Genomic DNA, 26,428 nt, shown 5'->3' on the forward strand with positions numbered 1-26,428 from the left:
GGTAAGTAACACTGAATGAAACCTTCATTACAACTCAAGCTAGGTCAACAGTTAGCCATGACGCCACAGTTGCAACAAGCGATTCGCTTACTGCAACTGTCGACACTCGATCTTCAACAGGAAATCCAAGAAGCCTTGGATTCAAACCCATTATTGGAAGTTGAAGAAGGCCAAGATGAGCCTGTAGCAAACGGTGAAGATAAATCAGCGGTCGAGGCTGCTGATAGCAACAGTGCTAACGAACCAGCAGACATTGACGTTCCAGACAGTTCAGACGTAATTGAGAAGTCAGAGATCAGCTCTGAACTTGAAATCGATACCACTTGGGATGACGTCTACAGCGCGAATACTGGTAGCACTGGCTTAGCTCTTGATGATGATATGCCTGTCTACCAAGGCGAAACCACGGAATCATTGCATGACTACCTAATGTGGCAACTTGACCTGACACCATTCAGTGAAACCGATCGTACGATTGCATTAGCGATTATTGACGCTGTTGATGACTACGGTTACCTAACCCTATCTCCTGAAGAAATTCATGAGAGCTTCGATAACGAAGAGATTGAGTTAGACGAAGTAGAAGCCGTTCGTAAACGTATTCAGCAGTTCGATCCGCTCGGTGTGGCATCACGCAACTTACAAGAGTGCCTACTGCTACAGCTAGCGACTTTCCCAGAAGACACACCGTGGCTTGCTGAAGCCAAAATGATTCTTGCGGATCATATTGATCACCTGGGGAACCGTGATTACAAGCTCGTCATCAAAGAGACTAAGCTGAAAGAAGCCGATCTCCGTGAAGTACTCAAACTTATCCAGCAGTTAGATCCTCGTCCCGGTAGTCGTATCACACCGGATGATACCGAGTACGTAATTCCAGATGTGTCCGTTTTTAAAGACAACGGCAAATGGACCGTTTCTATCAACCCAGATAGCGTTCCAAAATTAAAAGTAAATCAACAATATGCTCAATTAGGCAAAGGCAATAGCGCGGATAGCCAGTACATCCGCAGCAATTTGCAAGAGGCAAAATGGTTAATTAAGAGCTTAGAGAGTAGAAACGAGACGCTACTCAAAGTTGCAAGATGTATTGTTGAACATCAACAAGATTTCTTCGAGTATGGTGAGGAAGCCATGAAGCCAATGGTACTAAATGATGTAGCCTTGGCAGTGGACATGCATGAATCCACGATTTCTCGTGTAACAACACAAAAATTCATGCATACACCACGTGGCATTTTTGAATTGAAGTACTTCTTCTCTAGCCATGTTAGTACTGACAACGGCGGAGAATGTTCGTCAACAGCAATTCGCGCACTCATTAAAAAACTGGTCGCAGCAGAGAATACTGCTAAGCCATTGAGTGATAGCAAGATTGCTGCTCTTCTGGCTGACCAAGGGATTCAGGTCGCGAGACGTACGATAGCCAAATATCGAGAATCCTTGGGAATTGCCCCTTCAAGTCAGCGTAAACGCCTATTATAAGGCACTAACTGAAAAGGAAAGTCTATGCAAATCAATATTCAAGGCCATCACGTTGATCTTACCGATTCAATGCAAGACTATGTAAATTCTAAGTTTCAGAAGCTCGAAAGGTTCTTCGACCATATCAATCAAGTACATGTTGTACTAAAAGTTGAAAAAATCACTCAAATCGCGGAAGCTACGCTTCATATAAATCAAGGCGAAATCCACGCATCAGCTGATGACGAAAATATGTATGCCGCGATCGATTCGCTGGTAGATAAATTGGTTCGCCAACTCAATAAGCACAAAGAAAAACTAAACAGTCATTAATCATGCAACTGAGCGAAATACTGTCATTGGACTGCACCAAGAGTGCGGTCCACTGCACGAGTAAAAAACGCGCCCTTGAAATGATCAGCCGCATCGTGGCTGATCAAACGGGCCAAGATTCTACCGAACTGTTCGAGTGCATGCTCAACAGAGAGAAAATGGGCAGTACTGGTATCGGAAACGGTATTGCGATCCCACACGCTAGAATGCAATCGAGCGACAAGGCTATTGCTGTCTTGCTGCAATGTGATGAAGCCATTGAATTCGATGCGATTGATAATCGACCTGTCGACCTTCTTTTTGCGCTCCTTGTACCAGAAGAACAGTGCAAAGAGCACCTCAAGACTCTATCCTCTATGGCAGAACGTCTGAGCGATAAGCAAGTATTGAAACTACTGCGCAATGCTCAGAGTGATGAAGAACTTTACGACATCATGATTCACCAATAAGCAGGACGGACATCATGCGACTAATCGTGGTTAGCGGGCACTCAGGTGCCGGTAAGAGTATTGCGCTGCGCGTACTGGAAGACTTAGGTTATTACTGTGTTGATAACCTCCCAGTGAATTTGCTGGACGCATTTGTTCACTCTGTTGCTGACAGCAAGCAGAATGTTGCGGTAAGCATTGATATTCGCAATATCCCTAAAAAGCTAAAAGAACTGACTGGTACACTGGAGCAGTTGAAAACAGAGCTTGATGTGACCGTGCTTTTCTTGGACGCCAATAAGGAAACGCTACTCAAACGCTACAGCGAAACACGCCGAATCCACCCTTTATCTTTAGGTGGCACCTCTCTCTCCCTTGACCAAGCCATCGAGCGTGAGAAAGAAATTTTAACACCACTTAAAGCGCATGCCGATCTTGTACTGAACAGCAGCGGACAATCTTTGCATGAGTTGAGTGAAACCGTGCGTATGCGTGTTGAAGGCAGAGATCGCAAAGGGCTTGTTATGGTATTTGAGTCTTTTGGCTTCAAATATGGCCTGCCTTCCGATGCCGATTACGTATTCGACGTTCGCTTCTTGCCCAACCCACATTGGGAACCAGCGTTGCGCCCACTTACGGGTTTGGATGCCCCTATCGCCGCATTTTTGGAGCAGCACCAATCGGTGTTAAGTTTGAAATACCAAATTGAAAACTTTATAGAGAATTGGTTACCTCTGCTCGAGAAAAACAATCGCAGCTATTTGACCGTTGCAATAGGTTGTACCGGTGGTAAACACCGTTCGGTGTACTTAACTCAGCAAATCGGTGAGTACTTCGCCAATAAAGGACACCAAGTGCAAATTCGCCATACCTCACTAGAGAAAAACACTAAGGAGTAGCTGTGGAGTTAAGTCGTAAAGTATTGATTCAAAATCGCCTTGGCTTACATGCTCGCGCAGCCGTCAAACTGGTCGAACTGGCCCAGAGCTTTGAAGCGGTCATCACTATCGACAATGAAGAAGACAAAACCGCCACAGCAGACAGCGTAATGGGTTTATTAATGCTTGAGTCTGCTCAAGGACAGTACGTCACAATCCACGCTGCGGGTGAGCAAGCAGAAGAAGCACTGGATGCCGTTTGCCACTTAATCGAAGATAAATTTGATGAAGGCGAGTAATTTACTCGCTTTTTTATTACCTCTCACTCCCCTTCCCCTGACTGCGCCAATAAATAAATTTGCTTAGTATCATAAGTTGTTATTAAAAGGCGCCTAGAATTAAGTTATTATTCAACGCATTGTAAATATCAGGAATTGGGAGGAATGAATGGCAGAGCAAATTGAATTCGACCAAGCTCACCAAGCCCTCCAAGAAGTCACAGAAGCGCTAGAAAATGGCCGCTTCGTCCATGTTCGTCGTCAGTTACAGGACATGGAACCTGAGGATATCGCTCACCTTTTAGAAGCCTCTCCACGCAAAAGCCGTGAAGTTCTCTGGCAACTCACCGACCCTGAAGACTACGGTGAAATCCTCGACGAACTGAACGAAGACGTCAAAGATAGTCTCGTATCCAAAATGGCACCAGAAGCGCTTGCAGAAGCGACAGAAGGCATGGATACCGATGACGTGGCTTATGTACTGCGTAGCTTGCCAGACAACCTGTCACGCGAAGTCCTGTCGCAAATGGACTCCTCTGACCGTCTGCGTGTCGAAACCGCCCTGTCCTACCCAGAAGACACTGCAGGTGGACTGATGAACACCGACGTTATCACGATTCGTGGTGACGTAGATGTGGACGTGGTTTTACGTTATCTGCGTATGAAAGGTGAACTACCAGAAGCAACGGATGCACTTTATGTCATTGATGAAGAAAGCAAACTGATTGGTGAACTACCCATTACTCTGCTGATCACGACCCAGCCTGATGTCAAAATTATCGACATCATGGAAGATGCTGACGAAGCGATCACTGTCGATACCAGTGATTCAGATGTTGCTAGTCTGTTCGAACGTCGTAACTGGGTCTCTGCTCCTGTCGTAGACGAGAATCAGCATCTCGTTGGCCGTATCACTATCGATGACGTAGTTGACGTTATCCGTGAAGATGCCGAGCACTCGATGATGAGTATGGCAGGTATGGACGATGACGAAGATACCTTCGCACCCGTTGTAAAATCAGCTCGCAAACGCAGTATCTGGCTTGGGGCTAACGTGTTGGCCGCACTCGCCGCCGCTTCTGTTTCTAACATGTTTGAAGCCACGCTAGACCAGATGGCGGCCATTGCCGTATTGATGACGATTGTTCCTTCCATGGGTGGTGTCGCTGGTAACCAAACCGTCGCACTAGTGATTCGTGGTCTTGCTCTTGGTCATATCGGTGACTCGAACAAACGAGAACTGTTGATGAAAGAAGCCTCGATCGGTTTACTCAACGGCATCATGTGGGCGCTGATTATTGGCGGCATTGTTGTCGCTTGGAAAGGTAACTGGATGCTAGGGGGAATCATTTCCGCCGCGATGCTGACCAACTTATTGGTCGCTGGGGTTGCCGGAGTAACGATTCCAATCCTCTTAAAGAAAATGAACATCGACCCAGCTTTAGCTGGTGGTATGGCGTTAACGACCGTAACGGATGTAATTGGTTTATCAGTATTCTTAGGGCTTGCCACAATACTGATTACCTAGCTGCAAAAACTAAAAAGCCTGATGAACACATCAGGCTTTTTTAATTCTGAATTAGGAAAGCTTACTCACCCGCAACTTTCATCGCATCCAGTAAGATTGAACCCGTTTGAATTTGCGAGCGCGTTTCAACGTCGCTACCTACGGCAACAATCTTATTGAACATGTCTTTTAGATTACCAGCGATGGTAATTTCCGATACTGGGTATTGGATTTCGCCGTTCTCAACCCAAAAGCCTGCAGCACCGCGAGAGTAATCACCTGTTACCACGTTCACGCCTTGCCCCATCACTTCTGTCACTAGAAGACCAGTGCCGAGCTCTTTAAGCATTTGTTCGAAGTTTTGACCAGTCGATTTCACGTACCAGTTATGGATGCCACCAGCGTGACCTGTCGGCGCCATCTTCATTTTACGTGCGGCATAACTGGTTAACAGGTAAGTCGCTAGCACACCGTCAGTGATGATCTCACGATCTTGAGTGTACACGCCTTCGCTATCGAAGGGGCTTGACGCCAAACCACGTAATACATGTGGACGCTCCGAGATATTGAACCACTCAGGAAGCACTTGCTTACCAAGATGATCAAGTAGAAAAGAAGATTTACGGTACAGGTTACCACCGCTGATCGCCATAACAAGGTGACCAATCAAGCCAGTTGCAACATCAGCAGCAAACATGATTGGGTATTTACCTGTCTTTAGGCGCTGCGCATCTAAGCGGTTAATCGTATTCTCTGCCGCCTTACGACCCACTGTTTCTGGTGTCCATAAGTCATCGCGATGACGTGCCACTGTGTAGCTGTAATCACGCTCCATTTCGCCATTTTGACCAACGCCAATCACACAACAGCTGGTACTGTGGCGGCTAGACGCATAGCTTGCTAATAAGCCATGGCTGTTACCATACACTTTTACACCGTAGTGGCTATCATAACTCGCGCCATCACTTTGCTTGATTGCACTGTTATAACTTAACGCTTCTTTCTCAGCGGCGATCGCCACATCGGCAGCATAATCGGGATCAGGGGCGTCTGGGTGGAAAAGATCAAGCTCAGGGATCTCTTGCACCATGTATTCTTTGGCTGCGGGCCCTGCAAATGGATCTTCAGATGTGTAATGCGCAATATCCAGCGCCGCAATAACGGTTTGCTCGATAGCAGCTTCACTTAAATCAGACGTGGAAGCACTGCCTTTACGTTGACCTCGGTAAACGGTAATGCCCAGCGCACCATCGCTGTTGAACTCGACATTTTCTACCTCGCCCATGCGAGTAGATACACTTAAACCAGTGCTTTTGGTAATTGCGACTTCGGCGGCGTCAGATTTTGCCGATGCAAGCTTTAAGGCTCTTGCGACGGCTTGCTCTAGCTCGGTACGTTGCTCAGCAACCTGCTGTTTAATATCCATTGTCTTTCACATCTTGTCTTTGATGAACAATAGGATAACAAGAATTTCGCTTTCTCCCCACGATTCTTGTTAAAATAGTCATAATATTAATCAAAACACAGGCAACTGAAATGGCACGTAAGAATCAAAAAGCGCCATGGGAACCAGAAGAAGAGATCATCTGGGTAAGCAAATCCGAGATGAAGCGAGACATGGAAGAACTGCAAAAGCTAGGTGAGGAGCTTGTCGGCCTCAAACCTGCAGTTCTCGAAAAGTTTCCATTGAGCGAAGACCTGCGAGAAGCAATTGCAGACGCACAACGCTTTAAAAACGAAGCACGTCGTCGCCAATTACAACGTATTGGTAAGTTGATGCGTTATGAAGATCCAGAGCCAATCCAAGCGGCATTGGATAAGATTCGTAACAAGCACTCTCAATTAACGGCGGTATTCCACAAGCTTGAAGCTCTGCGTGATCGCGTGGTGGAAGAAGGCGACAAAGCCATTGATGACGTAATGGAAATGTACCCAGAGGCGGATCGTCAGCGTCTACGCCAATTGGCTCGCCAAGCAGCGAAAGAGAAAAAAGCGGGGAAACCAGCAAAAGCGTACCGCGAAATCTTCCAGATCCTAAAAGGTCTGAACGAAGAAGAGTTTTAATTCGACGATTCGATACCAACGAGCATTTAATTAACGAAAAAAGCAGACATGATGTCTGCTTTTTTTTATCTTTTACTTAAATGTCAGCGTTACACCAAGCGATTAACGCGGTCTCCGCGCTCGAAAGCGTTAATGTTCTCAATCAAGATTACCGCTAAACGTTGAATCGATGAGTCACTGCCCCATGCAACATGCGGTGTAAGTAGCAAATTGGGTAAATTCATATTGGCAATCAGCGGATTGCTCTCATCAGCTGGTTCTTGTGTAAAAACATCAAAACCAGCCGCAGCGATTTCTCCCTGTTTTAGGGCATCCACCAGCGCGTCCTCATTCACCAAGCCTCCACGCCCCGTATTAATTAGAATGGCGTTGGGCTTCATTTGTTGCAACTCTGCTTGACCAATCAAATTCTGAGTATGATCGTTGAGCGGACAGTGCAAAGTCAACGCATCAGAACGTTTCAACACTTCTTCAAACGGTACATAACCAGGTCGACATTCCGGTGCACCTTTACGCTCAGAAAAGATCACCTGCATGCCTAGCGCATTAGCTAACTGTGCTGTCGCTTGCCCTAAAGCGCCGCTGCCAATAACACCTAGTGTGCTACCACCTATATCCCCGATTGGGTGCGTAAAAAAGCAGAACTGCTTATTACGCTGCCATTCGCCAGCGGCAATATCTTGATGGTAACCAAATAAATTTCGGCGTAAAGCAAACAGCATCGCAATCACGTGCTCAGGCACCGAACGCGTCGCGTAACCACGTACATTGGCAACCGCAATATCATGCTTAGCACAGTAGTCCACATCGACGTTATTAAAACCAGTCGCGGCAACCGCGATCATCCGCAATTGTGGTAGTTGCTCTAATATATTTTGGTCAAGCAGGACTTTATTGCTAATCACGATATCTGCATCTGCTAACCTTTCTATTACCTGCTCTGGCGCGGTTAAGTCGTACTCACACCAGTGGTGCTGAAAGCTAGGTCGTGGGACCTCAATGTGTTCTGGGATGGTCGCTCGGTCCAAAAATACGATGGTCGGCAAAGACATAACAACTCCTTATTCACGGCTGAAAGACAGGATACATCAACCACAGTAACGAAATAGCGAACTAGAAAGAACCGTTGTTGACTGCGGTTGGCATTAAGGGTGTGGCAACGTTTTATAATCAGGCAATGTACGTTCTGGCGAAAAATAGTTAAAGATCGCCGCCTCGGCTTCAGGATAAAAGTCACAAGGTACAAAAATACTACTCAGCTGATCCGTGGCTGGGTGATAAAAACTTAGCTCCGCAGCGTGCAGCTCTAAACGTTCTGAAAACTGATACGCCTCTTCAGTTGCATAAAATTCATCACCAACAATTGCATGACCAATCGCCATCAAATGCACGCGCAACTGATGCGATCGACCAGTAATGGGGAGTAACCGCACAACGGTCGTATGGGTGCCATCTGGATGCACTTCACGCTTCACCACTTGGAATAAAGTTTGAGATGGCTTGCCGTCGTCGAAGCATACTTTTTGTCGCGGACGATTTGGCCAATCACAAATTAATGGAAGGTCAATATTCCCTTCTTGCGGCTCAACATGCCCCCAAACACGTGCGTAATACACCTTGTGGGTGAGACGATATTGGAACTGCTTTTTTAATGCTCGCTCCGAAGGTTTATTTTTCGCCAGCAGCATCAGCCCTGATGTCGACATATCCAAGCGATGCACTACTTGGATTGCTGGATGCACCTCCTTGAGGCGGCTCCACATGCTGTCGTAATACTCTGCAAGGCGACCAGGAACAGACAGCAATCCTGATGGCTTATTCACTGCCAGAATGTCGTCATCCTCAAAAACGATATCGACCCAAGGGTCGGTGGGAGGGGTATATTCAAGCATTGCCATGGGAGATCTCTACAAATAAAAACGCCGCGATTATATACCCAAATAGCACCCAGATGCAGGATTCTGAAGAAAAGTTCAACCCAATAAAACAAAGTCAATCCTTTAGCATAAAAACTAAAAATAGCACGTTGTAAATTTAGTTTGACAACAAGACGCATAACTGAATAGAGTGCTAGATGCACACAGCATGATATTCGCAAAGAATACTTAAAATAAATACATCAAAACACAGCATTTAAAAGACATTACCGTTGCGCAGTATAGGGCGAGCGCTCAGCTTGTCATGTACTGCGGTATGTATCTCTTTAGAAAGATACATAAGATAAAAAGGACAATAAGCAATGGACTCCGCCGTTATAGATAAACCCCAATCCAAACTTTCCTTATTTTTTCGTTCGTTAGGCCCCGGCATATTAATGGCATCTGCTGCGGTGGGTGGCTCTCACCTCGTCGCATCAACCAAAGCTGGTGCGATTTATGGCTGGCAACTGGCTGCACTGATTCTGCTCGTAAACCTGTTTAAATACCCTTTTTTCCGAGCGGGCGTACAGTACACCATGGGAACAGGGCTCACTTTGGTTGAGGGCTACGCGAAATTAGGTCGGCCTTATCTATGGCTATTTCTATTTCTGAGCGTGGTCTCAGCCGTAATCAATACCGCCGCTTTGTTGATGTTTAGCGCTAGCTTGCTGGGCTACTTCATTCCGTTTTCACTATCAATGGCATCACTCAGTATCATTGTGATTGTCACCTGCCTGATCATATTATTTGCTGGCCATTACAAAGCGCTCGATACGCTATCTAAGGTGATCATGTCGGTGTTAACCATCGCGACTTTACTTGCCGTTTCTATCGCCTTTGGTAACCCTGTTGAGCAAGTAGCCAACTTCGAGCCGCCGTCACCTTGGTCTATTGCGGCAATTGGTTTTATCGTCGTGACAATGGGGTGGATGCCAGCACCGATAGAGATCTCCTGTTTAACCTCAGCATGGTTAAAACGCCAATCAAGCCAGCAAGAAGTAACATACCGCTCTGCTCTATTTGACTTTAATGTCGGTTACATTGGCACGGCTTTTCTTGCCATTATCTTTGTATCGCTAGGCTCTTTGATGCTTTATGGCTCTGGTGTTGCGCTTGAAAGCTCAGGCGTTGGCTTCTCCCACCAATTGGTTGGCTTATATGCGGCAACAATTGGCGAATGGTCTCGTTACTTAATCGCGGTAATTGCGTTTTTCTGTATCTTTGGCAGCACGATTACCGTTATTGATGGCTACTCACGCGTTATTTCTGACTCTCAACGTCTACTGCGCTCACAACCAGACACTAACCCTAAAACCACTTCAGCGATCATGCTGGTAGTCTCCTTACTTGCATTAGGTATTGTGGTTTTCTGGGCTTCTGCGTTATTGCCTATGCTGAACTTTGCGATGATCCTCGCCTTTATGACCACGCCATTCTTTGCTCTGCTAAATTACACATTAGTGAGCAAAACCGAGTTACCTGAACCTTTGGCTGTTGGACCTAAATTGAAGTGGTTGTCGATTGCCGGTTTGATTTACTTGTTTGGCTTCTTGGCTGTATTTATGTGGTGGAAGTGGTTGATGTAAATTACTTAGCTATCAGTGATTAATGCATTCCGCATAAAGAAACTAAACCGCAAATAAAGAAAAAGGTCTTCAACTGAAGACCTTTTTTTAATGAACAATAAATGCTTACTTAGTTGTGGCTCACCACAATCAAACGTAGCGAGTCGAGCTGCACTTGAGCTTGGTTGATGTAACCAGTGAGCTCCTTAATTTGTGCATCAATGGCTTCAATTTCTTCGTCACGAATATTTGGGTTTACCGCTTTCAGTGCTTGCAAACGCTCAAGTTCTGCATTCAAGCTATGCTGCATATCTTGATGAGCTTGCTTGCGTACTTCCTCAACCTTCGCTTCGATAAGATTGTCCCCCGCTTCGATCAAGCGGTGTACATCTTTCTGTACCGACGTGACCAACTTGCTGCCTAAGTGACGGTTTACAGGGCTGAGCTGGCGATTAAAGCTTTCAAACTCCACTTGAGCAGACAAATCATTACCACGCGAGTCCATCATTAAGCGGATTGGCGTTTTCGGTAAGAAGCGCGCGATACCACTGCGTTTTGGCGCTTGCGCATCTACCGCGTAAATCAACTCAAGAAGAATAGTCCCGACTGGTAACGCTTTGTTTTTCAGTAGAGATACCGCAGACGTCCCCACTCCTTCACTCATCAGAAGATCGATACCACCCTGGATCATTGGGTGCTCCCAACTGATAAAGTGCATATCTTCACGAGATAAAGCCGTATCACGATCAAACGTGATCGTCGCCCCTTCGTATGGCAGGCCTGGGTAGCTTGGTACCATCATGTGCTCAGATGGGGTCACAATCAGTGCGTTTTCACCTTTGTCGTCTTGGTTCAAGCCAATCGTATCAAAAAGAGAAAGTGCGAAGGTGACCAGATTGGTATCGCCGTCGGTTGATTCAATTTTCTCAACGATTTGTTGTGCTTTTTCCCCGCCATTTGAATGCATTTCTAACAGGCGATCACGGCCTTGCTCCAATTGGGATTTCAGCTCTTTATTCATTTTTGCTGACGCTTCAATGATCTCATCTAGCGTGCTGGTGTCACCAGAAGCAAGGATTTCAATCAGATCATCAGAGTACTTATCGTAAACGGCACGGCCTGTTGGGCAAGTTTCTGCAAAAGCGTTTAAACCTTCATCAAACCAGCGAGCAAGAATGGCTTGCGAGGTACCTTTCAGGTAAGGAATATGAATGTCGATGTCGCGGTTTTGGCCGATACGGTCCAAACGACCGATACGTTGCTCAAGCAAGTCAGGGTTGAACGGCAAGTCAAACATGACTAATTGGTTGGCAAACTGGAAGTTACGACCTTCAGAGCCGATTTCACTACAGATAAGAACCTGTGCACCACCTTCTTCTTGCGCAAAGTAAGCGGCTGCTTTGTCACGCTCAAGGATCGACATACCTTCATGGAAGACGGTCGCACGAATACCTTCACGCTCACGCAGTGCTTGCTCCAATTGCAGAGCCGTACTTGCACGAGAGGCAATCACCAGAATTTTCTCGCTGCGCTTCTCTTTTACCTTTTCAAGTAACCAATTCACGCGCGAGTCAAACTGCCACCAGCTTGCGTCATCGCCTTCAAATTCTTGGAAAATTTCTTCCGGGTAAAGGTTCTTCATCGCACGTGCTTCAGAACTCATCTTACCGCCGATCATCCCAGCAACACGCATTGACGTGGTGTATTGCGGTGGAATATCCATTGGCATCAGATGCACGTTACGCGCAGGGAAACCTTTGATAGCCGCACGTGTGTTACGGAACAGAACACGTCCCGTACCGTGACGATCCATCAAGTTGTCGATCAACTCTTGGCGCGCTGACGCTTTCGCTTCTTCGTCAGTCTCACTCTCAATTATGCGGAAAAGTGGTTCTACGTCTTGTTCAGACAACAATTCAGTAATCTGGTTTTTCGCTTCATCAGGCAGTTTTTCACCAGAGAAGAGTGAAGTAATCGCATCTGCTACAGGCGCGTATTGCTCTTCTTCCTCGACGAACGCTTCGTAATCGTAGAAACGGTCAGGATCCAGCAAACGCAGACGAGCAAAGTGGCTCTCACGACCAAGCTGTTCTGGCGTTGCCGTCAGTAACAACACTCCAGGAGTACGTTCGGCTAAACCTTCTACCACTTGGTATTCACGGCTCGGTTTATCTTGGCTCCACTCAAGGTGATGCGCTTCATCGACAACTAATAGGTCCCATTCGCCTTCCAGTGCTTGTTCAAAACGCTTGCGGCTCTTGCGTAGGAAGTCTAAAGAACACAGCACGTATTGCTGGGTATCAAATGGGTTTTCTGCATCCGCGAATGCTTCGATACAACGCTCTTCGTCAAAGATAGAGAAATGCAGGTTGAAACGACGCATCATCTCAACCAGCCATTGATGTTGCAGTGTTTCAGGTACCACAATCAAAATGCGTTCTGCACGGCCAGACAGCACTTGCTGGTGGATGATCATGCCCGCTTCGATGGTTTTACCCAAACCCACTTCATCCGCCAGTAATACGCGTGGCGCGTGGCGACGGCCAACTTCGTGCGCGATATAAAGCTGATGAGGGATCAAACCTGCACGCATACCACACAAGCCACGCATTGGACTCTTATGCTGCTCAAACTGGTTGGTTAGCGCACGGTAACGCAGAACAAAGTTGTCCATGCGATCGATTTGACCGGCGTACAACTTATCTTGAGGTTTATTAAAACGAATTTGGTTGCTCAGAAAAATCTCACGCAGAACAACGGCGGTTTCTTGCGTGTCTTCACGAGTACCGAAATAGGTGTATAGACCTTCATCTTCCAGTACTTCTTCAACTTTTAGAGACCAACCTTCTTGGCAGTCGATGACATCACCAACGTTAAAGGTGACTCGGGTAACAGGTGCATCGTTACGTGCGTAAACTCGGTTTTCCTCTGACGCTGCAAACATCAATGTCACAGTACGAGCATCCATTGCTACAACGGTACCTAAACCTAAATCGCTTTCCGTATCGCTAATCCAGCGCTGCCCCAAAGCAAATGTCATGAATTGACTACCTCGTTATTAGTTCTTGATTCGTGTTTCTTGTTGGTCTACTCATGCCCGTAGGCATGGATAATAGTTTAGATCTGATTCTGGCTTCTGCTATGCCGATAGCATTCGTCATTCTAGTATGAACTGAGTATTTTTAAGCCAGCTCAACATGATAAATCGGACGTAGCCTATACGCAGAAAAAGGTCGCTAATCTTACTTGAAGCTGTGATTTAGGTCACGCCGAAACCGCATCAAGCGGAAACTTTTTTTCCCAAACTATAAATGCAATCAAATTGTAAAATACTCATGCCAATTATTAAGTTGTAGAACGTAAATATTACGTATACTTCTAGTGAGGGGCGTTTAAAACCATTGCATATGATTTAAGCGCGTTAGTACACGATTAGGATCAACACGGGTTTGCAGTAAGTTGTCTTGCTACTCGGTTGCACACTAACCGACATCAGCCCGACAACCTCTATTGCAAGCAATCAGAGTTAGGCCGCTTCACACCTATTTGAGAACGACCTAACCACTCGCATGCAGAGCCGTATTACGGCAAGGAGACGCTATGGGCGATACCGATCGGAAACTGTTTGTACTTGATACCAACATTCTTCTTCATGAACCCTTTGCCATCTTCTCTTTCCAAGAACACGATGTCGTTATCCCCATGACCGTGTTGGAAGAACTCGACCGAATCAAAGACAGCAAACGCGATGTCGCAAGAGACGCTCGCGTGGCTATTCGCGCTTTGGAAGATTTATTTAAAGAAGCAACGCCCGATGAAATTTCTGAAGGTATTCCTGTTTCTAAAGACAGCCCCGACCAAGGCACCATTTCCATTTTGGCGGATTTTGAACTGCAGGAAACCGTCAAAGCCTTCGCCGACAAAGCCGGTGACAACCGCATACTCAATGCGGTGCTTTATCTGCAAAACAAACGAGCACCACGTGAAGTGGTACTGATCACGAAAGACATTAACATGCGTCTGCGCGCCAAAGGCGCTGGCGTACGTTTTGTTGAAGACTACCGAACCGATCAACTGATTGACGACATTCAATACCTCACCAAAGGTTTTCAACTGCGTGAGGGGGACTTCTGGAGTGATATTGAGGAAGTAGAAAGTTATGCGCTGGGCGGAAAAACCTATCACAAGCTCAGTCGTGAACCTTTTGAACCAACCTTTATTAACCAATATGTGATTGATGAAGACAGCGACTTTGCTGGCCGCGTAGAAACCATCAATGAAGACAAATTAACGCTACTCGACCTGAGCCGCGAACGCATGATGCACCGTAAGGCTTGGGACATCACACCAAAAAATATCTACCAAGGAATGGCGTTGGATGCCTTACTTGACCCGGATATTGACCTGGTGATTTTAACCGGTGCCGCTGGTAGTGGTAAAACGCTATTAGCCATGGCAGCAGCACTGGAGCAAACGATTGAAAAAGGCATGTTCGATAAAATTATCGTGACGCGTAACACGCCAGACATCGGTGAATCCATCGGCTTCCTACCCGGCTCAGAAGAGGAGAAAATGATGCCGTGGTTAGCGGCGGTGACCGATACCTTGGAAGCGCTACATAAACACGATCACTGCACTGAAGGCTCATTGAAGTACATCTGCGATAAAGCCAATATTCAGTTTAAATCGATCAACTTTATGCGTGGCCGTTCGATTCAAAATGCGTTTGTGCTGCTTGATGAGTGTCAAAACCTCACCGCTTCACAAATCAAAACCATCATCACCCGCTGCGGCGAAGGAACCAAGATCGTCTGCTCCGGTAACTTGGCGCAGATTGACTCTCATTACCTCACCCCAGTGACATCAGGGTTGACTTACATGGTTGAGCGCTTCAAGAACTTTGAAGGCAGCGCAAATATTCACCTCAACGGCGTGGTTCGTAGCCGCTTGGCGGAATTTGCTGAAGAAAACCTGTAAGTCGACACCGACTCACAAAGCAAAAGAGCGCTCTAATAAGCGCTCTTTTTATAACGATTCGACTGAGTTACTCAGTGCCACCCACCGTCAGTGAGTCCAATTTCAAGGTCGGCTGACCAACGCCAACTGGCACACTTTGTCCAGCTTTACCACATACGCCAACGCCCTTGTCGATACTTAAGTCGTTACCAACCATCGACACTTGCTGCATGGCTTCAATACCAGAGCCAATCAACGTCGCACCTTTAACAGGGCGCGTAATTTTGCCGTTTTCAATTAAGTACGCTTCCGATGCGGAGAACACAAACTTACCCGAAGTAATGTCCACCTGACCGCCACCAAAGTTTGGTGCATACAACCCTTTTTCTACCGTCGAGATAATTTCTTCTGGCGTATGCTCACCTGGAAGCATGTAGGTGTTGGTCATACGCGGCATTGGCAAATGTGCATACGACTCACGACGACCGTTACCTGTTGGGTTCACACCCATTAACCGCGCGTTTAGCTTGTCTTGCATGTAACCTTTCAGCACACCATTTTCGATAAGCGTGTTGTACTGGCCATTCACCCCTTCATCATCCACATTCAGTGAACCACGAAGGTCTTTTAACGTGCCGTCATCAACAATGGTACACAGTGAAGACGTCACTTGTTGACCCATTTTTCCAGAGAACACTGACGACTCTTTGCGGTTAAAGTCACCTTCTAGGCCATGACCTACCGCCTCATGTAGCAATACGCCTGGCCAACCTGAGCCCAATACCACTGGCATCATGCCTGCTGGTGCGGCTTCTGCTTCAAGGTTTACCAACGCCATGCGAATCGCTTCATCTGCATAATGGAAAGCTTGTTTCACACCATTGCTTTCCGTTAAAAAGAAATCGTAACCGAAACGACCACCGCCACCAGCGCTACCGCGTTCACGTCGTTCACCTTTTTGTGCAAGCACACTAATAGACAAACGCACCAAAGGACGAATATCGCCTGCATAAGTACCGTCTGTTGCCGCAACAAGCATCTGCTCATGCACACCGCTGATGCTGATCGAGACTTCTTTAATCAATGGTTCTTTAGTGCGGATGTAAGCATCTAGAGATTTGAGCAATTCTGTTTTTTGCTGCTTTTCCCACCCAGCTAATGGATTCACAGCGGCGTAGTACGCTTGGTTTTCGGTGCGTTTAAACGCTTGGACTTTGCCATTCCGCCCTTGTTGAGCAATACCGCGCGCCGCCATTGCACTCTGCTTCAGGCCTTCAGGCTGGATTTGATCAGAGTAGGCAAAGCCTGTTTTTTCGCCAGTTACGGCGCGGACACCAACACCACAATCAATGTTAAAAGAGCCATCTTTGATGATGCTGTCTTCTAGAACCAGAGACTCATGCCAGCTGGACTGAAAGTAAATGTCCGCATAATCGATCTGGCGCGTCGCAATGCTGGCAAGCGTGTCAGCAATGTCTTGTTCTGTCAGACCATTTGGGGCAAGGAGTGCCTGTTCTATTTGGTTTGTGCTCATAGTTAGCTCTTTTATTTCCGTCTCAATTCATTTTGAAAGCGACTGTGTTGAGTCAGCGGCATATTCTGCCTTACTTGTTGGCTTTGTGACAAATCTATCTCTGTCACTAACAAGCCTACTTCATCCTGAAGCTGTTTATGAATACGTCCCCAAGGGTCAACGACCATTGAGTGTCCCCATGTTTTTCGTCCACATGGATGCGTTCCAGTTTGTCCGCTTGCCAAAATCCAACATTGTGTCTCAATCGCTCTAGCTCGCAATAATACTTCCCAGTGAGCTTGCCCCGTCACAGCGGTAAACGCAGCAGGCACCACAATGATATCCGCGCCTTCTTGGCGTAATACTTTATAAAGCTCAGGGAAACGAAGATCGTAACAGATGCTCAATCCAACGCTGCCGATATCGGTTTCCGCCACGACTATTTGATTACCCGCCATAAACGTATCCGACTCACGATAACTACCATAACCATCGGCTACGTCGACATCAAACATATGCAGTTTATCATAGTGAGCAATGCATTTACCGTGCGGCGGCAATACAAGCGCTGTGGTCGTGACACCTTTTGCGGTTTGAATGGGCATGCTTCCGACAATCAGTGTTAACTGGTTCTTTCTTGCGATTTCAGAGAGCCGCTGTTGAATCACGCCACTCCCAAGTGGCTCTGCATATTGATGGTACGCTTCGCGGTTGGCAAACAGCACCGTATTTTCAGGGGTAAGGACAAGCTTGGCACCTTGCTTACTCGCCAAAGCACACTGTTTTTCAATAAAGTCCAGATTCGCAGTAATATCAGGACCCGATGTCATTTGAATAATGCCAACACGTTCCATGTGTTTCCTCCCTATTCCATTTTAGTCGGTGAGTTATTTGGCCTGTTCACGCAGCTTTTCTGGCAGTTTGTATTCACCTTTACTTCGAGAAATTTCTTTTACCGTTGGTGAATCTAGTGGGCCTTTCACTTCATAATTGACTTGAGTGAAGACCTCAACCACCGGAGAAATCACTGTTGAGATGGCTAAAACATACAACGCGGTTTGTGGCGCTACTGCAAACGCGGTCAGCATTGGTAGGCCTGATGTGATGTCTGGGGTGAACTTCACTTCCGCATCGACCATTCTGCTGTTCATATTGGCGATGCCGCGGATCTGCATTTCCCCTGCTAACGCATCCATCACGATATCGTTGGTGATAAATACGCCATCTTGGATTTTGCCCGTGCCTGTGATCGAGTTAAACGCCATGCCTTTGTCGAATACGTCGGTAAAGTCGAGCTGCATCTTACGGATGATAGAATCCAAACTGAACAGGCCTAACAAACGTGCCGCACCACTGACTTCACTGATCACGCCTTTACCAAATTCCGTTGAGACATTCCCTTGCAAGGTTTGTGTCTTCATCGACCAAGGCGCGCCGTCCCATTCCATATTGGCGTTGATCTCAAATGGTGCCTGCTGAATACCTGATGTGATACCAAAGCGCTCCATAAGGTCAGTGTTGTTATCACCTTTCATTTTCATGGTTAAGTTGGAATGGCTACGCTCTTTTGTCAGATCCCACCAACCGCTCATATCAATGCGGTTTTTGCCGCTGCTAAAGGTGATATTTTTCCACTCCAAACGGTTCTCGCGACGCTGCAAATCAACATTCACCTTCCCCACTTTGTAACCTTGCAACCAAAAATCATCGATGTTCAAAGTTAAGTTTGGCATCTCAGCGTGAAACTGACGGTCAAAATTGGTAATCAAAGGCGCGTTTTGGTCTTCACTGGCAAAGAGCGAGCTACGCTCTTTGGTCATCTCTTCAAACCCTGGAATATACAGGTGCAAGTGTTCCAAAGAGACCGATAAGTCATACGGTTTCAGGTAGTTAGCCTTACCTTTAACCTCTTGACTGTCCACATCGAGTTGCCAGCTCAAATTCTTTTTGCTTGCGGAGAAGTCCACATCATGAAACTCAACCCCACCAAGCTGCAAGTTTGGCGTTTCAACATCAATCCGTGTCGGCAATGGAATACTCGGCGTCTTCATGCTTGCCAGAACAGATGAGGATGGCTTACCTTCCGAGCCCTGAACCAGCTCTGCCCACTGGTCTAAATTAAGCTCACCGACACGCACTGATGCATCGTGTCCGACAATAGGGCTGATCCTGAAACCACCTTTGCCGACCATTAAATGAGTCGCCGTCAGAACAGGTACGTCGCCAGTTATATCTATCTCGGTTTGATACTTAGCATTTGGGATCTGTAGTCTTGCTGAAATACTTTCTTGGTTGCCGGATGCCTGTAGTTTTGCTTGCCCGGACTCGCCAACTTGTTTCGCTAGCGGATAGGGATATTGACTCGCTAAACGATTTAGCTGCGCCAACACATCAAGTTGATAGGTGAAGCCTACATCATTAAGTTGTAAATCAATGTCCATTTGCCACGGCGCATGCCCAGAAACAAGCTTTAACCAACGCTCACCAACATAAGGTTTGAGAGGCTCAACGTCCCAATCTCCTAATGTGTTAATCGTCACATTGTAGCCCTGTTCCGCACTCTCACCACGAAAATCGAGGGAGATAGGCTGGGTAAGCAACTCTGCAGACAAACCCGATGTGGTGACCACATCATTATCGAAGTGGATACGCCCTGTGGCTTTCTCCAGTGTCATTGGCGGCGCTTCAATATCGACACGGTTTTCTGTTAAATCGGCATAACCCCAAGCACGGGACTCTTTTTCAAAATCAAACGGAATGTTGAGCTGGAACTCAGAGTAAACCGGACCACTCACTTGCAGCGCCGTCAACGCAGCCCCGACCGAGTCCACCAATGGCGTCGCCATCATGTAGTCACGAACTTCATTGCCCGGCGCGCTCGCTTTGGCTTCAATCTCAATGTGTCCACCTTCCGCCAACTCAGGGATTCGCCCAGTAATACGCTTGGCATGAACACCATTTAGCGTGGCGGACTTTGAATCCAAATACATGGCATCATTTTCAAACAGCAAGTCCAGCTGCAGATCAGTGATGGTTGGCCACGCCGTATCAAAGCTAAATTTCGCGTCTTTTAAACCGACCCACGCCTGAAACATGCCATTATGATCTTTGTAAGGAAAATCCCCTAACTCACCATACCACAGCAGCTTAGCCGTATTCACTTTACCGCCTTGAATCGCAGTCGATAGGTAATCCGTTAAGTCTTGTCCAAGTGCCAGAGTCGGCAGGTAACGCCATGTTTCACCTGCGTTATAGAGATCTGCTTCAGCATAAAACGATAAAAATGGGCTTTGTTCTTTTGGAAAATCAAGACGGAATGCTCCTAGTACTTGAAGATCCGGTGTCGCTGCCGTCACTTTATCAGACCACAAGCGCCAGCCGTTCTCATCTTGTTGCCAGATAATATCGACTTCACCTTGTTTGATATTCAGCGGAGCTTGGAATACATCGCCGTACGGAAATACATCATCAATGACGGTTACTTTCGCTTTTGCCTGATCTAAATCACCAGATACACTGCCCTGTACATGATGGAATCCTGGTAGCAGTTCCCATTGCGTCATTGCAAGTTCATCCAGTTCCGCGGAGTAGCGTAACGTGTCTAAACCGCCGTTCATGGACAAGCGAACATCTTCAACTCGGCCTTTCGGTGCCAATTTGTTGATAAGGTCACTGGTCGATTCCGACTCTGGAGCCAATTTGATGAGCGGAATAAGTGCTTCTATATCGAGTTGAGAAAGGTTGAGCGTCCAACCATTCGGTTGCCAATCAAACGCTGCGTCTAATTCCGGCCAAGGGGTGTTGTCGGTTCGGATCCGAAGTGAGTGACCATTTACTTTCCAACCTTGTTTATCTGGTCGAAGATTGAAAATACCTGACTCGATAAACAGCTCATGACGGCCGTTTTCATTCCACACCAGTTCAGAAGGCAACAGTTCAACATACGCATCATTCGGTTGGCTGTGTTTCAGCGTCAGCCAAGTGTTTAAGCTGACCTTACCCGACTCAGCACCCGATTCTTCTTGCATGTAAGTGGTTAACCAAGGCGTCACCGAGACATCTTGGGCACTTACGTAAAACTCACCAGACACATCACGGAGCGAACCATGGTCTTTAAAGTTAGCGCTCACTAACAATGAATTCAGACGAACATCGGCAATGTTCACGGTGCCTTCTGCTAAGTGGTGCTTGCCTTGGTTGCTCCAACGGAGCTGCTCGATATCTAAACGGCGAGTCTCACCAGATACCGATTTATACCAAATCCGTGAGTCGGTAATGGTGAAGTCTTCAAACTGACGTAAAAGAAGTGAGTCGAGTTGGTCGATGAGCTTCACTTCGCTCTTGTCCACACTCGGTTCCTGCTCTTGACGACTAGAGGTCGGCAGAATGTCTACGGTGTGAATATCCAGAGCGAGGTTATGGATGGTCAGGTCTGCGACCACCGGTTTGAGTTGCAAAAGAGATTGAATGAGATCGAATTCAATTTGGATTTCTTCAACGGCAAAGCGTGCATCCTGAATATTCGGCAGGTTCGCTTCTAAACCGAGTAGCGCGATGGAGGGGTGATTATTGCGCCACGTCCCTGCGACGTTGGCGATAGAAAAGTCAAAACCTGTGTCCTGCTTGACCCAGGTTTTGATCTCATCTTGGAAGTGGTTAAGTTGTGGCAATGTGACGCGCAGTGTGGTTACTAATATGGCCAATAACACCAGTACAGTAACTAAACTCCACGCACAAAAACGCCCAAAACGGTTAACACCAGAATTCACAAATGTTCCAAATTACATCATTACGACGTCAAACTGTTCCTGAATGTACAGGGGCTCAGCCTGAACTCGCACTTGCTTGCCAATAAATACTTCGAGCTCAGCCAATGCATGAGACTCATCACCCAACAGCGCTTCAGCAACAAACGGCGATGCGTACACAACAAAATTATCGGCGTCGTAAGCACGGTTTACACGAGTAATCTCGCGTAATATCTCAAAGCACACGGTTTCAACCGTTTTCACGCTACCACGGCCTTCACAAGTAGGACAGCCAGAACACAAGATATGTTCAATACTTTCTCGTGTGCGCTTACGCGTCATCTCGACTAAGCCGAGCTGAGTAAAGCCGTTGATGTTGGTTTTTACTCGGTCTTTAGCCAGTGCGGTTTCCAATGAGGTAAGCACTCGCTGACGGTGCTCTTCAGACGCCATATCGATAAAGTCGATAATGATGATGCCGCCAAGATTGCGCAAACGCAGCTGACGAGCAATAGCTTGCGTTGCCTCAATGTTGGTATTAAAGATGGTCTCTTCAAGATTACGACGACCAACAAATGCACCAGTGTTGATGTCGATAGTTGTCATGGCTTCAGTTTGATCGATGATCAAGTAGCCACCCGACTTTAGCTCAACCTTGCGCTCTAAAGAACGCTGAATTTCATTCTCGGTGTCGTACATGTCAAAGATTGGCTTGTCACCTTCGTAAAGCTCAAGCTTGTCTGTTAACTCAGGTACATACTCAGAAGTGAATTCTTTCAGGTTTTCATATTCGAGGCGGGAGTCGACCATGATTTTATCGAGCTCTGTGCCGACAAAATCACGCAGAATGCGCTGGGCTAAACCAAGTTCACCGTAAAGCGTTGAACGCGTTTTGTATTTTGAACGACGCTCCATGACTTTTAGCCACAAGCGCTTAAGAAATGCCGCGTCTTGAGAAAGCTCTTTTTCATCTGCGCTTTCCGCTGCGGTACGAATGATAAAACCACCGTGCTCATCACAGTAATGGTTCACCACTTTTTTCAGACGCTCGCGCTCTTTCTCACTCTCAATACGCTGCGAGACACCAACATGGCTGGCACCCGGCATAAAGACAAGATAACGTGAAGGCAATGTGATATCCGTCGTTAAACGCGCGCCTTTCGTGCCGAGCGGATCTTTGACCACTTGTACAACAATGTCTTGTCCCTGACGTACCAGCTCAGAGATATCACGGACTTGAAACTGCTGTTTTTCGTTCTCTGCCACACATTCGGTATGCGGGACAATATCTGACGCATGTAAAAACGCCGCTTTATCTAAACCGATATCGACGAAAGCCGCTTGCATACCTGGCAGTACTCGGCTGACTTTGCCTTTGTATATATTGCCCACAATGCCGCGACGCGATTCGCGCTCGATATGTATTTCTTGTAGTACTCCACCTTCAATCATGGCCACACGAGTTTCACTCGGGGTCACGTTAAGCAGCAATTCTGCACTCATGTGCACACCTCAAAACAATTATAAAAATTCTTGAATTAGCTGATCGGTTTCGAACAAAGGTAAGCCTACTACAGCGTGATAACTGCCTTCGATTCGGGTGACAAATCGCCCTCCGAGTCCCTGAATACCATAACTTCCAGCTTTATCGCATGGCTCTCCTGACTGCCAATATTGTTCGATTTCTTCGTGAGTCAGTTGTTTGAACCACACGTCAGTGGTGACGACCACTGAATGTTGTTGTTCCGATGATACGACGCTCACCGCAGTCATCACTTGATGACGACGACCGGATAAGTCAGTAAGCATACGCTTTGAATCTTCAAAACTTTTTGGTTTTTCTAGCACACGGTCATCGCATACTACGACCGTGTCAGAGCCCAATACAACGGAATCAGGCTTAGCTAATGCTAAGCCTGCCTGAGCTTTTTCCAAAGAAAGACGCAGCACGTAATCTCGTGCTTGCTCATGAGCCTGTTTGGCTTCCTCAATATCAGGCAATACGATCTCAAAGTCATAACCTAGTTGAGCAAGCAGCTCTTTTCTTCTCGGAGAACCCGAAGCAAGAACGAGAGATAAGCTTTTCTTCACCGCTTTACCTTACGTGCCATGCACGACGAACTCGTCGCATTAATAAAAACATCCATGGCCAAAGTATACAGTTTATTGCTGCCGTCCACAGAGATAATGGATTAAATACTACGTCCTGGTTCAAATATTCCCCACAGAATATCAAAACTTCCAATAACGCAGTAAAAAAGGCAATTAAAATCGACTGTTGCCACAATGCCATGTTACGAATCAACAGGAAATTCAACGCCACCAGATAGATGACAATCGACATCATCATGCCGCGAATTCCAAGCGTTGAACCGATCAAGATATCCCATAATAAGCCCAGTACTAGCGCGGTTCCAACGTTCACTCGGTGCGGCAGTGCCAACACCCAATAACACGTTACAAGGAACAACCATGATGGACGTAAAACATCTAACACACCTGGCCACGGAATGGTTTGCAACACCAGCGCAACGAAGAAACTGACACCAATCACCATTCGGCTACTCACTACATTATTGGCCATCAGTTACCTCTTGTTCTTCTTGCTCTAACCCTTCTTCCACATTGGATCGCAGCACTTTGTGTTGACGATCTTCATTCGGCCAAATCAGCAAGAGGTAACGTAAACGATCAAACTCTACAACTGGCTCAGCCTTGATTGCCGCAAATTCTTGGCGCGTATCGTGATCCACATTGGTAACCGTCGCGACTGGGTACCCTTCTGGGTAAATCCCACCTAGGCCGGATGTCACCAATAGATCGCCAACCTGAATATCAGTACTGGTTGGAATGTGCTCCAGTTGGATTTCATCCATTTCACCATTGCCCGACGCGATCACTCGAATATCGTTACGGATCACCTGGACAGGAATCGCATTTTTCGCATCCGTTAGCAACAGAACACGTGCGTTGTGCGCTGCGACAAACGTGACTTGACCAACAATGCCTTTTTCGTTGATCACTGGCTGTCCGACGTACACACCGTCTATTTGTCCTTTATCAATCACCACTTGATGACGATAAGGTGAAGTATCAACCGCCATCACTTCAGTTACGACTTTCTTTTCATCCCTGACAAATGAAGAGCCTAACAATTTGCGTAGACGTTGGTTTTCTTCTTTATATTGATCGAGCAAGATCAGCTCGCTTTTCAGGCGTAGCACTTCTCGCTTTAAGTTGCGATTGCCTTCAACTAATGCCTGACGAGTATTAAAACGTTCAAATACGCCATCGAACATGCTGCGAGGCAAATTGGCTGCGTATTGAATCGGTGCAACCATACTGTTCAATAAGTATCGGACGTTGGAAAACGTATCTAGACGACTATCAGCCAGCATTAAGCTCGCCGACACGATGACAGCAAAAAACAGACGTAATTGCAGAGACGGACCTCTGCCAAAAATCGGTTTCATCTTGTTTTTGACCTGATTGCTTCCATGATTATTGAGCCTTACTTGGCAACCTAAAAATACTTAAATAAATACTTTTAGGTATGGAGCATGTTTGAATTACAGAGAGAGCAGAAATGAAGGTGAAGCCCGACATGAGCTTCACCTAAACCTTTATTCTTCAGAGAACAGATCGCCACCGTGCATGTCGATCATTTCTAGTGCTTTACCGCCACCACGCGCAACACACGTTAGTGGATCTTCCGCGATAACCACAGGGATACCGGTTTCTTCCATTAATAGACGATCGAGATCTTTCAGTAGCGCGCCACCACCAGTCAGAACCATGCCGTTTTCAGAAATGTCTGAAGCAAGCTCTGGTGGACACTGCTCAAGTGCAACCATGACTGCTGAGACGATGCCAGATAGCGGCTCTTGAAGCGCTTCTAGGATCTCGTTTGAGTTCAGGCTAAAGCTGCGTGGCACACCCTCTGCAAGGTTACGACCGCGAACTTCAATCTCTTGAACTTCATCGCCAGGGTAAGCAGAACCGATTTCGTGTTTGATCTTTTCAGCCGTTGCTTCACCAATTAAGCTGCCGTAGTTACGACGTACGTAGTTGATCACGGCTTCATCAAAGCGGTCACCACCGATACGTACAGACGATGAGTAAACCACACCGTTTAGAGAGATAACCGCAACTTCAGTTGTACCACCACCGATATCGACCACCATTGAACCTGTCGGCTCAGATACGCGCAGGCCTGCACCAATTGCTGCCGCCATTGGCTCGTCGATTAGGTAAACTTCACGCGCGCCAGCACCGAGTGCTGATTCACGAATTGCGCGGCGCTCAACTTGGGTAGAGCCACAAGGAACACAAACAAGAACACGTGGGCTTGGCTTTAGGATGCTGTTATCGTGCACTTGTTTGATAAAGTGCTGAAGCATTTTTTCGGTTACGTAGAAATCAGCGATTACGCCGTCTTTCATTGGGCGGATAGCGGAAATGTTGCCAGGTGTACGACCAAGCATCTGTTTTGCTGCGTGACCGACTGCAGCAACGCTTTTTGCAGAACCTACACGATCTTGACGAATAGCAACTACAGAAGGTTCATCAAGGACAATACCTTGCCCTTTTACGTAAATTAGAGTGTTGGCTGTACCTAAATCGATAGATAGATCGTTAGAAAACATGCCACGAAGTTTCTTAAACATACTCTTCGCTCATCCTGCAAAAATATAGAAGACAAAAATTGCTCTAAATGTACCAATGCCTCGCTGTCACAGCAAGGTATTGGTACACAAACATGAGCAGAAAGCCTC

21 protein-coding genes are annotated in these 26,428 nt (G+C 46.7%); 9 read left to right on the plus strand and 12 right to left on the minus strand.

The features are described from left to right. Positions 1-15 precede the first annotated feature (15 nt). The 6 genes from J8Z23_RS13985 (at position 16) to mgtE (ending at position 4,909) form a co-directional block, all read left to right on the plus strand. Positions 16-1,485 (plus strand): RNA polymerase factor sigma-54, encoded by a 1,470-nt coding sequence (locus J8Z23_RS13985; protein WP_006742354.1) that lies wholly within the window; start codon positions 16-18, stop codon positions 1,483-1,485. A gap of 24 nt (positions 1,486-1,509) precedes the next feature. Further along, on the plus strand, positions 1,510-1,797 hold the full coding sequence (hpf, locus tag J8Z23_RS13990) for a ribosome hibernation promoting factor (RefSeq protein WP_005381114.1): 288 nt from the start codon (positions 1,510-1,512) through the stop codon (positions 1,795-1,797). A 2-nt stretch (positions 1,798-1,799) separates the two neighbouring features. Beyond that, the gene (ptsN, locus tag J8Z23_RS13995; RefSeq protein ID WP_005381116.1) at positions 1,800-2,246 is read left to right on the plus strand and encodes a PTS IIA-like nitrogen regulatory protein PtsN; all 447 of its coding nucleotides are present in this window, start codon (positions 1,800-1,802) and stop codon (positions 2,244-2,246) included. A gap of 14 nt (positions 2,247-2,260) precedes the next feature. Further along, positions 2,261-3,124 (plus strand): RNase adapter RapZ, encoded by an 864-nt coding sequence (gene rapZ, locus J8Z23_RS14000; protein WP_006742353.1) that lies wholly within the window; start codon positions 2,261-2,263, stop codon positions 3,122-3,124. Between the two features lie 2 nt (positions 3,125-3,126). After that, positions 3,127-3,402, plus strand: coding sequence for an HPr family phosphocarrier protein (locus J8Z23_RS14005; protein WP_005396244.1), 276 nt, complete (start codon positions 3,127-3,129; stop codon positions 3,400-3,402). A 148-nt stretch (positions 3,403-3,550) separates the two neighbouring features. Then, a complete protein-coding gene (gene mgtE, locus J8Z23_RS14010; RefSeq protein WP_005396251.1) occupies positions 3,551-4,909 on the plus strand; it encodes a magnesium transporter in 1,359 nt (452 codons plus the stop codon). A 61-nt stretch (positions 4,910-4,970) separates the two neighbouring features. On the opposite strand, the gene pmbA is transcribed toward mgtE, so the two are convergent. After that, complete coding sequence (gene pmbA, locus J8Z23_RS14015) at positions 4,971-6,314, minus strand: metalloprotease PmbA (RefSeq protein WP_006742351.1); 1,344 nt, start codon at positions 6,312-6,314, stop codon at positions 4,971-4,973. 110 nt (positions 6,315-6,424) lie between these two features. On the opposite strand from pmbA, the gene yjgA reads away from it, so the two are divergent. Further along, positions 6,425-6,952 carry a ribosome biogenesis factor YjgA gene (yjgA, locus tag J8Z23_RS14020; RefSeq protein ID WP_005396253.1) on the plus strand — a complete coding sequence of 176 codons (528 nt, stop codon included), beginning with the start codon at positions 6,425-6,427 and terminating at the stop codon, positions 6,950-6,952. Positions 6,953-7,041: 89 nt separating this feature from the next. Here the strand turns inward: yjgA and J8Z23_RS14025 are convergent, their stop codons facing one another. Both J8Z23_RS14025 and J8Z23_RS14030 read right to left on the minus strand, forming a co-directional pair. Next, a complete protein-coding gene (locus J8Z23_RS14025; protein WP_434633971.1) occupies positions 7,042-8,004 on the minus strand; it encodes a D-2-hydroxyacid dehydrogenase in 963 nt (320 codons plus the stop codon). 93 nt (positions 8,005-8,097) lie between these two features. Continuing rightward, positions 8,098-8,850 carry a pseudouridine synthase gene (locus J8Z23_RS14030; RefSeq protein ID WP_434633973.1) on the minus strand — a complete coding sequence of 251 codons (753 nt, stop codon included), beginning with the start codon at positions 8,848-8,850 and terminating at the stop codon, positions 8,098-8,100. A 341-nt stretch (positions 8,851-9,191) separates the two neighbouring features. On the opposite strand from J8Z23_RS14030, the gene J8Z23_RS14035 reads away from it, so the two are divergent. Beyond that, complete coding sequence (locus J8Z23_RS14035; protein ID WP_258647401.1) at positions 9,192-10,457, plus strand: NRAMP family divalent metal transporter; 1,266 nt, start codon at positions 9,192-9,194, stop codon at positions 10,455-10,457. Between the two features lie 109 nt (positions 10,458-10,566). Here J8Z23_RS14035 and rapA read toward each other — a convergent pair whose 3' ends face one another. Further along, complete coding sequence (gene rapA / locus J8Z23_RS14040) at positions 10,567-13,476, minus strand: RNA polymerase-associated protein RapA (protein WP_047009148.1); 2,910 nt, start codon at positions 13,474-13,476, stop codon at positions 10,567-10,569. A gap of 560 nt (positions 13,477-14,036) precedes the next feature. Between rapA and J8Z23_RS14045 the strand changes: the two genes are divergently transcribed. Further along, the gene (locus tag J8Z23_RS14045) at positions 14,037-15,413 is read left to right on the plus strand and encodes a PhoH family protein (RefSeq protein ID WP_006742346.1); all 1,377 of its coding nucleotides are present in this window, start codon (positions 14,037-14,039) and stop codon (positions 15,411-15,413) included. Between the two features lie 67 nt (positions 15,414-15,480). Here the strand turns inward: J8Z23_RS14045 and tldD are convergent, their stop codons facing one another. The 8 genes from tldD to J8Z23_RS14085 form a co-directional block, all read right to left on the minus strand. Then, entirely contained in the window at positions 15,481-16,926 is a 1,446-nt protein-coding gene (gene tldD, locus J8Z23_RS14050; RefSeq protein WP_256952100.1) for a metalloprotease TldD, read from the minus strand. 11 nt (positions 16,927-16,937) lie between these two features. Further along, positions 16,938-17,759: a carbon-nitrogen hydrolase family protein gene (locus J8Z23_RS14055; RefSeq protein ID WP_301659993.1), complete on the minus strand. Its 822-nt coding sequence runs from the start codon at positions 17,757-17,759 to the stop codon at positions 16,938-16,940. Between the two features lie 33 nt (positions 17,760-17,792). Then, positions 17,793-21,674, minus strand: coding sequence for a YhdP family protein (locus J8Z23_RS14060; RefSeq protein ID WP_434633980.1), 3,882 nt, complete (start codon positions 21,672-21,674; stop codon positions 17,793-17,795). A 12-nt stretch (positions 21,675-21,686) separates the two neighbouring features. Next, positions 21,687-23,156, minus strand: coding sequence for a ribonuclease G (gene rng, locus J8Z23_RS14065; RefSeq protein ID WP_434633983.1), 1,470 nt, complete (start codon positions 23,154-23,156; stop codon positions 21,687-21,689). Between the two features lie 18 nt (positions 23,157-23,174). Further along, entirely contained in the window at positions 23,175-23,744 is a 570-nt protein-coding gene (locus J8Z23_RS14070; RefSeq protein ID WP_104970986.1) for a Maf family protein, read from the minus strand. A 4-nt stretch (positions 23,745-23,748) separates the two neighbouring features. Further along, positions 23,749-24,237 (minus strand): rod shape-determining protein MreD, encoded by a 489-nt coding sequence (gene mreD, locus J8Z23_RS14075; protein ID WP_012841380.1) that lies wholly within the window; start codon positions 24,235-24,237, stop codon positions 23,749-23,751. Then, positions 24,227-25,126 (minus strand): rod shape-determining protein MreC, encoded by a 900-nt coding sequence (gene mreC / locus J8Z23_RS14080; protein WP_053809360.1) that lies wholly within the window; start codon positions 25,124-25,126, stop codon positions 24,227-24,229. The genes mreD and mreC overlap by 11 nt, the downstream gene beginning before the upstream one ends. 150 nt (positions 25,127-25,276) lie before the next feature. Beyond that, positions 25,277-26,320, minus strand: a complete 1,044-nt coding sequence (locus J8Z23_RS14085; RefSeq protein WP_005381144.1) for a rod shape-determining protein — start codon at positions 26,318-26,320, stop codon at positions 25,277-25,279. Positions 26,321-26,428 lie beyond the last annotated feature (108 nt).

This window comes from Vibrio sp. SCSIO 43086 (genome assembly GCF_051132235.1).
GTDB lineage: Bacteria > Pseudomonadota > Gammaproteobacteria > Enterobacterales > Vibrionaceae > Vibrio > Vibrio diabolicus.

Excerpts from the sequence above, each read along its gene's own strand:
- ptsN (WP_005381116.1), top strand. The coding sequence starts at position 1,800 with ATGCAACTGAGCGAAATACTGTCATTGGACTGCACCAAGAGTGCGGTC.
- hpf (WP_005381114.1), top strand. The coding sequence starts at position 1,510 with ATGCAAATCAATATTCAAGGCCATCACGTTGATCTTACCGATTCAATG.
- yjgA (WP_005396253.1), top strand. The coding sequence starts at position 6,425 with ATGGCACGTAAGAATCAAAAAGCGCCATGGGAACCAGAAGAAGAGATC.
- J8Z23_RS14035 (WP_258647401.1), top strand. The coding sequence starts at position 9,192 with ATGGACTCCGCCGTTATAGATAAACCCCAATCCAAACTTTCCTTATTT.
- J8Z23_RS14085 (WP_005381144.1), bottom strand. The coding sequence starts at position 26,320 with ATGTTTAAGAAACTTCGTGGCATGTTTTCTAACGATCTATCTATCGAT.
- J8Z23_RS14045 (WP_006742346.1), top strand. The coding sequence starts at position 14,037 with ATGGGCGATACCGATCGGAAACTGTTTGTACTTGATACCAACATTCTT.
- J8Z23_RS14055 (WP_301659993.1), bottom strand. The coding sequence starts at position 17,759 with ATGGAACGTGTTGGCATTATTCAAATGACATCGGGTCCTGATATTACT.
- J8Z23_RS14030 (WP_434633973.1), bottom strand. The coding sequence starts at position 8,850 with ATGGCAATGCTTGAATATACCCCTCCCACCGACCCTTGGGTCGATATC.
- rng (WP_434633983.1), bottom strand. The coding sequence starts at position 23,156 with ATGAGTGCAGAATTGCTGCTTAACGTGACCCCGAGTGAAACTCGTGTG.
- rapZ (WP_006742353.1), top strand. The coding sequence starts at position 2,261 with ATGCGACTAATCGTGGTTAGCGGGCACTCAGGTGCCGGTAAGAGTATT.
- J8Z23_RS14025 (WP_434633971.1), bottom strand. The coding sequence starts at position 8,004 with ATGTCTTTGCCGACCATCGTATTTTTGGACCGAGCGACCATCCCAGAA.
- mreC (WP_053809360.1), bottom strand. The coding sequence starts at position 25,126 with ATGAAACCGATTTTTGGCAGAGGTCCGTCTCTGCAATTACGTCTGTTT.
- rapA (WP_047009148.1), bottom strand. The coding sequence starts at position 13,476 with ATGACATTTGCTTTGGGGCAGCGCTGGATTAGCGATACGGAAAGCGAT.
- mreD (WP_012841380.1), bottom strand. The coding sequence starts at position 24,237 with ATGGCCAATAATGTAGTGAGTAGCCGAATGGTGATTGGTGTCAGTTTC.
- J8Z23_RS13985 (WP_006742354.1), top strand. The coding sequence starts at position 16 with ATGAAACCTTCATTACAACTCAAGCTAGGTCAACAGTTAGCCATGACG.
- mgtE (WP_005396251.1), top strand. The coding sequence starts at position 3,551 with ATGGCAGAGCAAATTGAATTCGACCAAGCTCACCAAGCCCTCCAAGAA.
- tldD (WP_256952100.1), bottom strand. The coding sequence starts at position 16,926 with ATGAGCACAAACCAAATAGAACAGGCACTCCTTGCCCCAAATGGTCTG.
- pmbA (WP_006742351.1), bottom strand. The coding sequence starts at position 6,314 with ATGGATATTAAACAGCAGGTTGCTGAGCAACGTACCGAGCTAGAGCAA.